The sequence below is a fragment of the Flavobacterium sp. KY-23415 genome (assembly GCF_055384985.1).
The window spans coordinates 446,621-459,393 of record NZ_AP044001.1 but is presented as its reverse complement, the minus strand read 5'-3'; the positions used below and the strand labels follow the sequence as shown (position 1 = coordinate 459,393).

General features: G+C 30.5%; 12 protein-coding genes. 4 read left to right on the top strand and 8 right to left on the bottom strand.

Features of this window, described 5'->3' with window-relative positions:
- Positions 1-17: 17 nt before the first annotated feature.
- Positions 18-296, top strand: a complete 279-nt coding sequence (gene yajC / locus ACZ49Z_RS02250) for a preprotein translocase subunit YajC (protein WP_464306570.1) — start codon at positions 18-20, stop codon at positions 294-296.
- A gap of 103 nt (positions 297-399) precedes the next feature.
- Here yajC and ACZ49Z_RS02245 read toward each other — a convergent pair whose 3' ends face one another.
- Positions 400-972 carry a YdeI/OmpD-associated family protein gene (locus tag ACZ49Z_RS02245; RefSeq protein ID WP_464306569.1) on the bottom strand — a complete coding sequence of 191 codons (573 nt, stop codon included), beginning with the start codon at positions 970-972 and terminating at the stop codon, positions 400-402.
- Positions 973-1,134: 162 nt separating this feature from the next.
- Here ACZ49Z_RS02245 and rimK point away from each other — a divergent pair, with 162 nt between their 5' ends.
- Both rimK and ACZ49Z_RS02235 read left to right on the top strand, forming a co-directional pair.
- Positions 1,135-2,007, top strand: a complete 873-nt coding sequence (rimK, locus tag ACZ49Z_RS02240) for a 30S ribosomal protein S6--L-glutamate ligase (protein ID WP_464306568.1) — start codon at positions 1,135-1,137, stop codon at positions 2,005-2,007.
- Positions 2,000-2,956: a succinylglutamate desuccinylase/aspartoacylase family protein gene (locus ACZ49Z_RS02235; RefSeq protein WP_464306567.1), complete on the top strand. Its 957-nt coding sequence runs from the start codon at positions 2,000-2,002 to the stop codon at positions 2,954-2,956. Before rimK ends, ACZ49Z_RS02235 begins: the two co-directional genes overlap by 8 nt.
- Before the next feature lie 35 nt (positions 2,957-2,991).
- On the opposite strand, the gene pepT is transcribed toward ACZ49Z_RS02235, so the two are convergent.
- From pepT to ACZ49Z_RS02200, 7 genes are all read right to left on the bottom strand, one after another.
- The gene (gene pepT, locus ACZ49Z_RS02230) at positions 2,992-4,230 is read right to left on the bottom strand and encodes a peptidase T (protein WP_464306566.1); all 1,239 of its coding nucleotides are present in this window, start codon (positions 4,228-4,230) and stop codon (positions 2,992-2,994) included.
- Positions 4,231-4,294: 64 nt separating this feature from the next.
- Positions 4,295-6,322: a M3 family metallopeptidase gene (locus tag ACZ49Z_RS02225; protein WP_464306565.1), complete on the bottom strand. Its 2,028-nt coding sequence runs from the start codon at positions 6,320-6,322 to the stop codon at positions 4,295-4,297.
- Positions 6,323-6,578: 256 nt separating this feature from the next.
- Positions 6,579-7,061, bottom strand: coding sequence for a 5-(carboxyamino)imidazole ribonucleotide mutase (purE, locus tag ACZ49Z_RS02220; RefSeq protein ID WP_464306564.1), 483 nt, complete (start codon positions 7,059-7,061; stop codon positions 6,579-6,581).
- Between the two features lie 24 nt (positions 7,062-7,085).
- Positions 7,086-7,664, bottom strand: a complete 579-nt coding sequence (locus ACZ49Z_RS02215; protein WP_464306563.1) for a hypothetical protein — start codon at positions 7,662-7,664, stop codon at positions 7,086-7,088.
- Positions 7,665-7,667: 3 nt separating this feature from the next.
- The gene (locus ACZ49Z_RS02210) at positions 7,668-8,978 is read right to left on the bottom strand and encodes an AAA family ATPase (RefSeq protein WP_464306562.1); all 1,311 of its coding nucleotides are present in this window, start codon (positions 8,976-8,978) and stop codon (positions 7,668-7,670) included.
- Between the two features lie 112 nt (positions 8,979-9,090).
- Positions 9,091-10,248: a 5-(carboxyamino)imidazole ribonucleotide synthase gene (locus ACZ49Z_RS02205; RefSeq protein WP_464306561.1), complete on the bottom strand. Its 1,158-nt coding sequence runs from the start codon at positions 10,246-10,248 to the stop codon at positions 9,091-9,093.
- A 355-nt stretch (positions 10,249-10,603) separates the two neighbouring features.
- Entirely contained in the window at positions 10,604-11,137 is a 534-nt protein-coding gene (locus tag ACZ49Z_RS02200; protein WP_464306560.1) for a hypothetical protein, read from the bottom strand.
- A gap of 97 nt (positions 11,138-11,234) precedes the next feature.
- On the opposite strand from ACZ49Z_RS02200, the gene ACZ49Z_RS02195 reads away from it, so the two are divergent.
- The gene (locus ACZ49Z_RS02195) at positions 11,235-12,347 is read left to right on the top strand and encodes an adenylate kinase (RefSeq protein ID WP_464306559.1); all 1,113 of its coding nucleotides are present in this window, start codon (positions 11,235-11,237) and stop codon (positions 12,345-12,347) included.
- Positions 12,348-12,773 lie beyond the last annotated feature (426 nt).

Genomic DNA, 12,773 nt, shown 5'->3' with positions numbered 1-12,773 from the left:
AAACACAATAAAAAAAGATGAATACTACATTAGCTATACAAATATTGTTGATGATTGCAATATTTTACTTTTTAATGATTAGACCTAATCAGCAAAGAGCTAAAAAAGAAAAAGAGTTTGAAGCAGGTTTAAAAGTAGGTGATAGAATAATCACAAAATCTGGAATTCATGGAAAAATTGCGGAACAATCAGATTCAACGGTTGTTGTAGAAACCATGGCAGGAAAAATTAAAATGGAAAAATCGGCTATTTCTTTAGAATTAAGTGCAAAACTTATGGATAAAGAGAAGAAATAATTTTTCTAAATTTTTAATAAAAATCCCCAATTTTCAAATTTATGTTAGTTGGGGATTTTTTGTTGTAATTGTTTTAAGTTGTTTTGTTTGTTGTAAATTCAATCTATCTGTATTTATCATTTAGCCCAATATTCTTCATAATCATAGGTTTGATTTTTTCTAATCGTGAAAGTCTGGTTTTTTCTTGTTTTGCTGCTTCAATATATTCTATGAATTCTCTCTGTTTATAAGGTGGAAAATTAGAAAAAGCATTTTTAAAACTTAAATTATTTTTAAACTCCAGCTCCAGGAGCGATGAAATAATTGGTTCTTTTTTTTGAGGCTTTAAACTAAGTTTCTTTTCTTCAATAACTATTGCTTCTTTAATATAATTCAAAATAATTTTTTCATTAATATCTTCAATCGACTTAAAACGCATTTGTCTTTGCGATTTTGTGGTTCCTTCTTGTGCATTTATTAATAAGTTATATTCGTCTTTTAGAAAAACACCATTAAAAAACCAAATGCCAAAATATGATTTAAAGCCACCAATACCAATAATGTTTTTGTTGTTTAACGTGAAAACTGAACCTCTCCATTTTTTCGTTTCTATTAATTCTGTTTTAGATATGATTTCATGAAGTAATTTAAGTTCGTCTTTCCATTGATTTGTTTTGTTCCAAGAATTTTTTTCCATTTTTAATTTTTTAACAATGTTGTTGTAAAATAAAGAAAAAAAATAGGAGTAAAAAGCTTCTTCATTTCTTTACTGATTTAATAAATATAAAAACTCATTTTACTTGTGAGCATAGTTTTTTTTACTACCTTATCCTCAAAATTAAATAATTTAAATTAAGGTATGAAGATAGCCATTTTGTCGAGAAACGGTAACTTGTATTCAACAAGAAGATTGGTGGAAGCGGGAACAAAATTAGGGCATGAGATGCATGTAATTGATCATTTGAAGTGCGATTTAGTGATTGAAAAAAAACAGCCTTCAATAGTCTATAAGAATACTAAACTAGATGGTTTTGATGCGGTAATCCCAAGAATTGGTGCTTCAGTAACGTTTTATGGAACGGCAGTTGTTCGTCAGTTTGAAATGATGAAACTGTTTACCGCTGTAGAATCTCAGGCTTTGGTTCGTTCAAGAGACAAGCTAAGAAGTTTACAGATTTTATCTCGTGCTGGCTTAGGTTTGCCCAAGACGGTTTTTACGAATGATACTAAAAATGTACAAGCCGTAATTAATGAAGTGGGTGGGGCTCCTTTAATTATTAAATTGTTAGAAGGAACACAAGGTTTAGGAGTAGTTTTGGCAGAAAATGACAAAGCAGCTGAATCTGTTTTAGAAGCTTTTCATGGTTTGCAAGCAAGGGTAATTGTGCAAGAATTTATAAAAGAGGCTAAAGGGGCAGATGTTAGAGCTTTTATAGTGGATGGGCAAGTGGTTGGAGCCATGAAGCGTCAGGCAAAAGAAGGCGAATTTCGTTCTAATTTGCATAGAGGAGGCACAGCAGAGCTTATTGAATTAACAGATGAGGAAGAAAATGCTGCTTTAAAAGCGGCAAAAGCAATGGGACTTGGTGTGGCCGGTGTAGATATGCTTCAGTCAGCAAGAGGACCATTAATTTTGGAAGTGAATTCCTCACCAGGATTAGAAGGAATTGAAAGAGCTACTGGTAGAGATATTGCAAGAGATATTATAAAATATATTTCTAGAAATGTATAGAGAGATTAAAATTTTAGGTAAAGAAATTTTACCTGGTGATTCTCTAACGTTAAAAATGGACATTGCACGATTGTACACACAATCAAAATTAGAAGTACCAATCATTATTAATAGAGCAAAAGAGGACGGTCCTTGCTTGTTAATCTTAGCAGGAATACATGGAGATGAAGTTAATGGCGTAGAGATTGTTCGTCAAATTGTGTCTAAAGGTTATCATATTCCGAAAAGAGGAACTATAATTTGTGTGCCCGTTTTGAACGTGTTTGGTTTTATCAATAAAACAAGAGAATTTCCAGACGGAAGAGATTTGAATAGGGTTTTTCCGGGTTCAAAAACAGGGTCTTTAGCAAGTAGGTTTGCTAATGATTTTATGAAATTAGTAGCTTTTAATGCAGATTATTGTTTAGATTTTCATACGGGAGGAAATATGAGATTTAATTATGCACATGTTCGTCTTCAAAAAGGAGACAATGAATTGGTGGCATTAGCTAAAATTTTTGGGACAAAGTTTATGATGTATGCTAAACAACGAGAGAGCTCTTTTAGGCATGCTATGTCAAAGTTGAACAAAAAAGTTATTCTTTTTGAAGGCGGAAAAACATTAAGTTTAGATAGAAACGTAACTAAGTATGGAATTAATGGAGCCTTGCGAGTAATGAAACATTTAGGATTGAATGATTTTGCAGATGATTTAATAGAAAAAAATCCAGATTCTATTGTAATTAAGGATTCTAAATGGATTCGTGCAGATAAATCTGGAATGTATCGTTCTTTTATTAAAGTAGGGGAAAAAGTAGAAATTGGCGATGTGCTTGGTAGCGTTTCAGATCCTTTTGGGTTCTCTGAAAAGAAAATTAAAAGTAAATATTCAGGCTATATTATAAATAACAATCATCTGCCTATGGTGAATCAAGGTGATGCATTGATAAATATAGGGTTATGTGAATAAAAAAAGGGATTTTTTGAATCCCTTTTTTTGTGGTTTTATTGTTGAGCTGTTAATTCTGCAATTTTAACGATTACTTGTGTAGCTTTTACCATGCTTTCTACAGGAACATATTCATATTTACCATGAAAATTATGTCCACCAGCAAAGATATTTGGACAAGGTAGTCCTTTATAGGATAATTGAGAGCCATCTGTTCCACCACGAATTGGTTTAATTATTGGGGTAATATCCAATTCTTTCATTGCTTTTTCAGCAATTTCTACAATATGATATACTGGTTCTACTTTTTCACGCATGTTATAGTATTGGTCTTTAACTTCAGCAATGCAAATGTCTTCTCCAAACTGTTTTGCATATTGTGCGTTGATTTGATTCGCAATCGTTTGAATTAATTCTTTTCTTGCTTCAAAAATATCTTTATCATGGTCTCTAATGATTAATTCTAAAACAGTTTCTTCAATAGTTCCATTTAGGTGATGAACATGAAAAAATCCTTCATAACCAGTCGTTTTTTCTGGTACTTCATTAGCAGGAAGTGCAGCAATAAATTGATTTGCTAATAGCATTGAATTGATCATTTTTCCTTTTGCATATCCTGGGTGAACACTTTTGCCTTTAAAAGTTATTTTAGCACCAGCAGCATTGAAGTTTTCATATTCCAATTCACCAATTTGACTTCCGTCCATAGTGTAAGCCCATTGGCAACCAAATTTTTCAACATCAAATTTGTGCGCACCACGACCAATTTCTTCATCAGGAGTAAAACCAACTCTAATTTCTCCATGCTTAATTTCTGGGTGTTGAATGAGATATTCCATAGCACTTACAATTTCAGTAATACCCGCTTTGTCATCGGCTCCTAGTAGTGTAGTTCCATCGGTTGTAATAAGTGTTTGTCCTTTATATTGTAATAAATCTTCAAAATAACTTGGAGATAATACTATATTTTGTTCAGCATTTAAAACAATGTCTTTCCCATCATAATTTTCTACAATTTGAGGTTTTATGTTGGCTCCTGTAAAGTCTGGAGTTGTGTCAAAATGAGAAACAAAGCCAATTGTTGGAACTTCATGGTCAACATTGCTAGGTAAGGTTGCCATAATATAAGCGTTTTCATCAATGGTAACATTTTGCATTCCAATTGCTTTTAGTTCTTCAACTAATTTGTTAGCCAAATCCCATTGTTTAGCCGTGCTTGGTGTTGTGTTAGAATTTGGATCAGATTCTGTATCTATAATTACATAGCTTATAAAGCGATCTATAATATGTTGCATTTTATTTTAAATTTAGTTTGCAAATATACTGTTTATTTGAATTTTATGATTTGCGATTGTTTATTTAATCAATTAAACCAGCACGTTTTAATAAGGCCTCTGGTTTTGGTTCTTGCCCTCTGAATTTTTTATACAATGTCATTGGGTGTTCTGTTCCTCCTTTTGATAAAATATTATCTTTGAATTTTGTAGCAACTTCTTTGTTGAAAATTCCTTTTTCTTGAAAATAAGCAAAAGCATCTGCATCTAGAACTTCAGCCCATTTATAGCTGTAGTATCCAGAAGAATATCCTCCTTGAAAAATATGTGAGAATGATGTACTCATGCAATTTTCAGCTACATCTGGATATAGTTTTGTATTCTCAAAAGCGGCTTCTTCAAAAGCTTTTACGTCTTCAATTGTTTGCGATTTTCCATGATAAGCCATGTCTAATAAACCAAAACTTAGTTGTCTCATTGTCGCTATTCCTTCTAGAAAACTAGCACTTTCTTTTATTTTTTCTACATATTCTTGCGGAATAATTTCTCCCGTTTCATAATGTTTAGCAAACAAAGCTAATGCTTCTGGTTCATAGCACCAGTTCTCCATGATTTGACTTGGTAATTCAACAAAATCCCAATAAACAGATGTTCCAGATAGACTAGGATATGTTGTGTTGGCAAGCATTCCGTGTAAACCATGTCCGAATTCATGGAAAAGGGTAGTCACTTCATTAAAGGTTAGTAAAGATGGTTTAGTTGGCGTTGGAGGTGTAAAATTGCACACATTTGAAACATGGGGTCTTTCGTTTATTCCGTCTTTAATGTATTGTGATTTGTAGGAAGTCATCCATGCTCCATTACGTTTTCCTTTTCTAGGAAAGAAATCAGCATAAAATAACGCTATAAAATTATCTTGAGAATCTACTACTTCAAAAGTTTGAACATCTTCGTGGTATTTATCAATATCAAAAACTTCTTTAAATCGAAGTCCAAATAATTTTTCAGCAATTGTGAAAGCACCATTTAAAACATTTTCTAGCTTGAAGTAGGGTTTCAGTTTTTCGTCGTCAAGGTTAAATAGTTTTTGTTTTAATTTTTCGGAATAATAAGCACCATCCCATTTTTCTAATTGGTCAATGCCATCTAATTCTTTTGCAAAATCGGTTAATTGTTTGAATTCTTTTTCTGCTGCAGGTTTGGCTTTGGAAAGTAAGTCATTTAAAAATGATAACACTTTTTCTGGATTTTGTGCCATTCTTTCTTCTAAAACAAAATGAGCATGAGAAGCATAGCCTAATAAATTAGCTCTTTCATGACGGTATTGAACAATGTTTTTGATGTTTTCTTGATTATCAAATTCATTATTCTGAAAGGCTTTCTTTCCAGCAGCAATGCTTAATTCTTTTCTTAATTCTCTGTCTTCAAGATAGGTTACAAAAGGGATATAACTAGGATGGTCTAGTGTGAAAATCCAACCTTCTGCATTTTTAGATTTTGCTAAACTTGCAGCCGCTTCTTTTGCTCCTTCTGGCAAGCCTTTAAGTTTAGTTTCATCAGTAATATGCAGTTGGTAATTATTAGTTTCTGCTAGGACATTTTCACCAAAGGTGAGTCTTAACTTAGCTAATTTAGTGTCAATATCTCTAAGTTTTGTTTTTTGCTCTTCGTTTAGCAATGCCCCATTTCGAACAAAACCTTTATATTTTTTTTCTAGGAGTGTGTTTTGTTCTATGTTTAGTTCCAAATTTTCTTTTCTGTCGTAAATTGCTTTTACTTTTTTAAAAAGCTCTTCATTTAAGGTAATATCATTACTAAATTCTGTTAATAATGGAGAGACTTCTTGAGCAATTTTTTGAATTTCATCTGATGTTTCTGCTGAATTTAGATTGAAAAATATGCTTGAAACACGTTCTAATTGAATATCTGCAAAGTCTAAAGGTTCAATAGTGTTTTCAAAAGTAGGTTTTTCTTTGTTCTCTATTATCTGATTAATTTCATCCTTTGCTTCTTTAATGAGTTGTATAAAAGCTTCTTTGTATTCGCTGTTTTCTATTTTTGAGAATGGAGCTGTACTATATTTCGTATGGAATTTACTAGTTAAAATTGACATTTATTTTTTTTTAAAAAAATTTATAAATTTGTGTTCTATGAAAACCCTTGATTTTATTGGGTTCGTTATTTTTTTTGAAAAAAAGTGTTTTTTTTACCGATAAAGTGATTGTTTTTTTCGATAAAAGGCATATATTTGTAACAGATTAGATGTCGAAAAAATATAGACGCCTTTTTGTCCCAAATCAGAATTTTTTTATAGTTGTCACTTAAATGTGAATAGATTTTTGTCCCGATGTGCTAGCATCGGGATTTTTTTATTGTAAACTTTCTGATGCTTTTAAAACCGCTTGTTTTAAACTGTCTTTATACGCTATAATGCGATCTAAAACATTGCTATCGCTGCTACCAATAATTTGTGCTGCTAAAATACCAGCGTTCTTAGCTCCGTTTAATGCTACTGTAGCTACAGGAACACCACCAGGCATTTGAAGGATAGACAAAACAGAATCCCAACCATCTATTGAATTACTCGATTTTACTGGCACACCAATTACAGGAAGAGGAGACATGGATGCTACCATTCCGGGTAAATGAGCTGCTCCACCAGCACCAGCAATGATTACAGATATTCCTCTCTTGTGTGCATTTTGACTAAAATCGAATAATTTCTCGGGAGTTCTATGTGCAGACACAATATCTACTTCGGTTTCTATATTGAATTCTTTTAATATGTTAATGGCTTCTTGCATAACGGGCATATCGGAAATGCTTCCCATAATAATGGCTACTTTACTCATTGTGTGTCGTTTTTTGTGGTGTTGTTATTGAATTTCAGGAATCATTTCCCAAATAGGAATATTGAATTCTTCTTGAATGGCTCTTAGGTATTTTAGTGAGTCTATTTCATTACTTATTTTTTCTTCAAAATAAATTTTAGGATCAACATTCTTTTCTTTAATTCTATCTTTTCTTCTTTCAATAAATTTCTTTCTGTTTTTAACAAAAATTTCATCATTCAAATTTAATAAATCTATTAAATTTTTAGTTTCAATATCTTCTGGTTGATGTAAAAAATAACCATCAAAATAAATTAGTCTTTCTTCGAATTTTTCATCTGTAGGATGTAAAATTGGTTCTATCCAATTTGTTCTTTTAATGTTGTTGGGTTTGTGTTTGACCATAAACCAATTTTGATAGGAATCTTCTGCTTTATATTTTAAATTTGGGTTGAAATGTTCAATATCTACTGCGTCATTATTGCCTATATATTCTTCTGTGTAAGCGCAAAAATTCTTTTGTTCAAGTAAAAGGATAGAAGCTAATTTTTTATTATCTCCTTTTTTATATGATATTTTATTTTCTATAATTTTAGAATTAGGATTTTTGATTATTCTCTTCATGCTTTAAAAGTTATATTCTTCTCCTAATTTTTCAAGTTTCTCTATAATTGCTTTTTTCTTCTTTTCGTCTTTTTCAAAAAAGACTTTTTGTTTTAACTCTTTATATTCATTGTGTTTTTCTTGTCCATATCTATTGATGTAGTTAATGCCAAAATCATTATAAAGCATGTCGTTTGGATCGTCTCCTATAGGAGAGTTCCCTCTTCTAACAGCTACTTTTCCTTGCTCATCAAAATATAAAATAAAACGTTCATCAGGCTCAAAAGAAGCAGCAATAAAAGGAGAATGTGTAGCTACAATGAATTGAGCTTCGGGTGCTAGGTTTTGATAATAGTCCATTAAATCCATTTGCATGTCTGGATATAAAGAACGTTCTGGTTCATCGATTAAGATTATGGAGTCTTTAGTGTCTAGATTAAAAAGCGGAAGTGAAGTTAGTAAGAGTTGTTTTGTTCCTGTACTTGTATCTTCAAACGGAATTACCTCTTCATTTTTTTTGTTTTTAATAGGAATTGAATATGAAGTATTTATTAAGTCAACTTCTAAAAATAATTTATCAAGTATAATATTAAATTTTTTAGCAAATTTGTCTAAAAAATTAGGATTATCTTTTTGCCATTTTTGAAATTCTTGAGTCATTTTTTTTGTGTCAGCAAGCAATCCTTTGTGGATAATTTCAGACATTTTTTGTGTAAAATTTTTACGGTAATTAAGTTTTTCAAATAAAATGAAAATAAATATATCAGGCTTAATTTCTTCATCAAAAATAAATGAACTGGTATTATATTCATCAAAATTGATTTTTTTGATTTCAATAAAATTTTTAATTTTAGCATCATATTGTTCTATTAACTCAATAGGGTTTTTAGCTAAAAATGATATGTTTTCGTTAGAAATTAATGATGATTTAAAATAAATAATGTTTTTTCTTAATAAATTAGAAATGAGTTGTCTTACTTCTCCTCCAATGTTTTTATATTCATAGGTTATGTTGTCATATTCGACATTACTATTTCTGTGTTTAAATAGTTTGTCATTAAAGAGAAAATGAATTTCTGCTTTTGATTCTATAATTTTTTTTCTCAAACCAGATAAATACCCTCTAACTAGTTCTGTATTAATTGCACTAACTGCATATTCATTTATTAATTCTAATAATCCAGTCTTACCAGTCGCACTTTGACCAATAAAACATATTTTGTCTAAAGGCTTTCCTCTCTTTTCCTTAATATGAAAGTCTTCAGGATAAGTGAAATCAAACTCTAAGTTTTCTAAATGTCTAAATTGTTCTATGTGTAACTTCGAAATTTTCATATTTTATTTTTTTATCAAATTTAGGTAAAAAAGAATAACTAAGAATAGAGGGGTAAAACTATTCCGAGTTTCGGAATAGCTAAATAAAATGTTTATTGTGACAGAACACTTTCTACTGGTAACTAATCACTCTAATACTATTCTTTACTTCTTGTGCAATTTGCCTTGCTTTTGTCATGTCTTCATTCACAATAGTTACATGTCCCATTTTTCTAAAAGGACGTGTTTCTCTTTTGCCATAAATATGTGGTGTAACGCCTTCTATTGCCATAATTTGCCCTATATTTTCATAATAAACAGGACCTTCATAGCCTTCTTCACCTACTAAGTTTACCATAATTCCTGCTACTTTACTGTCTGTACTACCTAAAGGAAGGTTTAAAATGGCTCTTAAATGATTTTCAAATTGAGACGTATAACTTGCTTCTATTGAATAGTGACCCGAATTGTGTGGTCTAGGTGCTACTTCATTAACGAGGATTTCATCATCTTCTGTCTGAAACATTTCAACCGCTAATAGTCCAACATGGTTGAAGGTTTCCGAAACTTTCAAGGCAATTTCTTGCGCTTTTTGAGCCACACTTTCGTTAATTCTAGCAGGGCAAATAACATATTCTACCTGATTGGCTTCTGGATGAAACTCCATCTCAACTACAGGATAGGTTTTAATTTCTCCCGAAAAACTTCTTGCAACAATAACAGCTAATTCATTTTTGAAAGGAATTAGTTCTTCTGCAATGCATTCAACATCTGGAAGTTTCATTAAATCAATAGTAGAACGACAAATTTTTACACCGTTACCATCATATCCAAATTCGGCACTTTTCCATACAAAAGGAAAATCTAATTCGTCTTTTGAAATACTGTTTCGTAAGTCGTCTAGGCCAACAAAACGTAAATGTTTTGAAGTTGGAATGCCGTTTTTAACATATAAATCTTTTTGTTTTCCTTTATTTTGGATTAATCGTAATGTTTTTGGAGACGGGAAAATTGGCAAACCTTCTTCTTCTAGTTTGTCTAATGCGTCTAAATTTACATTTTCAATTTCGATAGTTAAAAGGTGCACCATTTTTCCAAATTGATAGACAGTGTCAAAATCCATTAAACTTCCTTTGTAAAATTGATTACATCCAAAACGTGAAGGAGCTTCTTCACTTGGATCTAAGACTAAAGTTTGTATGTCGAATTTTCGTGTTTCTGTTAATAGCATTTTGCCTAACTGACCACCACCTAGTATACCTAATTTGAAATCTGAAGAAAAATAATTCATTATGTGTGTTGTTGTTTTTGCAAAGATAATTGATAAAATATAAATTTCAATTCTTTAGCGAATTAATGCACCTCTTAGTATCATTTATCAATATTCGTAATGATTTTGTTCTATGAAAGTAGGGTTTTACGACATTAAATTATAGTTTGACGTCATTTTTTTAAATAGATAGTTGGTGTAAAATTTATATTTGATTCTGTTTTAACCAAAAAAAATAAAATGATAAAAAATGAAAGCTTATTTTCGGAAAGTAGTGTAGCGAAATATGTTTATTATATACTGTGCTTGTCTGTTTTTATAATTTTACTACATGTCTTTTTGTTACTTCAATTGTAATGATTTGCAGTTTATAGGGTTATTTTAATTTCTTTAATAAATCACGTGCAGCTGCTTGATAGGCAGCAGAATGGCTACTGTAATCTTGGTCTAAAATAATTTTTAATTCTTCTTTAATCCAAAGATGTTTTTTACTGAAATTAAAAAGTGTTCGCATACTGTATGCTTTTGTTGCAACTTTTTCCTCTTGTATGAGCCAATCCAAACATGTTTCAATGATTTTTTGTTCTTGTTCGTTGGTTAAATCATTAAGTTTTGATTTAGAAATGAAAAGACAAATTTTAGAAATTGGTCTTTTAGCAGAATCATGTTTGTATTTTGAAATATTTTCACAAAAAACATCTAAGTAAGGTATAAGTAGCGTAATGTCATTTTCTAAAACTAACTCTAAACACCAACAGGCTTTGAAGTGATTTTTATTTTTTAAATTAAAAGCTAATTCAAAAAGTTCTCTTAAGTTTTCTGAACTATTCATTGCGAGTTCACAATTATTATCTCTCGATTTTCTGTGAGCTGTACTGTTCTCTATTTGAGTGTAGAAAGAAGATTTCATTTGATAAAAATAATAAAAATGAAAAAAATATGACTACTTAATACTGTAATACTTTAGACTTTATTAAATTTGTTGTTTATTTTTAAAATCAAACCCTGTGATTCAATTACACGACAAAACTTTTGAAGCTTTTATTCCTGAACAAGAAATAAAATTTGCCATACAAAATGTAGCAAAGCAAATAGAAGATGATTTTTATGATGAAATTCCTGTGTTTATAGGGGTCTTAAATGGAGCTTTTATGTTCTTGTCCGATTTAATGAAGAATTATTCACGTCCTTGTGAAGTGAGTTTTATTAAAATGGCTTCCTATGAAGGGACTACTTCAACTAATGATGTGAAAAAACTAATTGGTTTAAATCAAGATTTAACAGGAAGAAGTGTTGTTATCGTTGAAGATATTGTTGACACTGGAAACACGGTAGAAGAGTTAAAGAAACTTTTTAAAGCGCAAGGAGTAAAGCATTTTAAAATAGCAACATTGTTTTTCAAACCAGAAGCCTATACAAAAGATATTAAGATAGATTATATAGGGATTCGTATTCCTAATAAATTTATTGTAGGGTACGGATTGGATTATGATGGATTAGGAAGAAATTTAAAACAAGTATATCAATTATCAAACACACACAACAAAATGATCAACATCGTATTATTTGGAAAGCCAGGAGCAGGAAAAGGTACGCAAGCAGAAGTTTTAAAACAAAAATATAACTTAGTGCATTTATCTACAGGTGATATTTTTAGATTCAATATTAAAAACGAAACTGAATTAGGAAAACTAGCTAAAACGTTTATAGATAAAGGAGATTTAGTGCCAGATGAGGTAACTATAAAAATGCTAAAAGATGAAGTTGAAAAAAATCCAGAAGCAAAAGGTTTTTTGTTTGATGGTTTTCCAAGAACTATTCCACAGGCAGATGCTTTAGATGTTTTTTTACAATCTAAAAACTGGGAAGTTACAGCAACTGTTGCTTTAGAAGCAGATGATGAAATTTTAGTGCAACGTTTGCTAGAAAGAGGGAAAACTTCAGGTCGTGCAGATGATCAAGATGTAGAGAAAATTAGAAATAGATATGACGAATACAACCAAAAGACAGCTCCTTTAATGGATTATTATAAAAAGCAAAATAAGTTTAAGGCTGTGAATGGAATTGGAGAAATAGCTGAAATATCGAACCGATTGTTTACTGTTATAGATAGTTTATAATTTGTTCATGAATAAATATAATGAGATAATCGAATAAAAGATTAGCTTTAGTAAAATTAGGAGTAGCTTTATTGTTGCTCCTTTTTTATTCAAACCGGATACCTTGTAAAATTATTTTGAGGTCAATTTAGAGTTCTAATTTCGAGATAGATTGTTTTTCTTTTTTATTGCATAAATGTAAAATGATTATTTCCTTTCGGTAATATGTTTGTGATTGTTTTTATTGAAATTATTTTTTTATCACGTTTTTGTGATTATTTTTTTGAATAAAAATAAAGTATCACATTTTTGTGATAAAAATAAGTAAACCAAAAAAAGAATCACAACTATTACAAGTATGTATCAATAGTGATGGTACAATAATGTTGAAATTAGCTAAGTTAGTACCATTTGTGATTTGAATTTACTGGAAGAGTAAATGAAGGT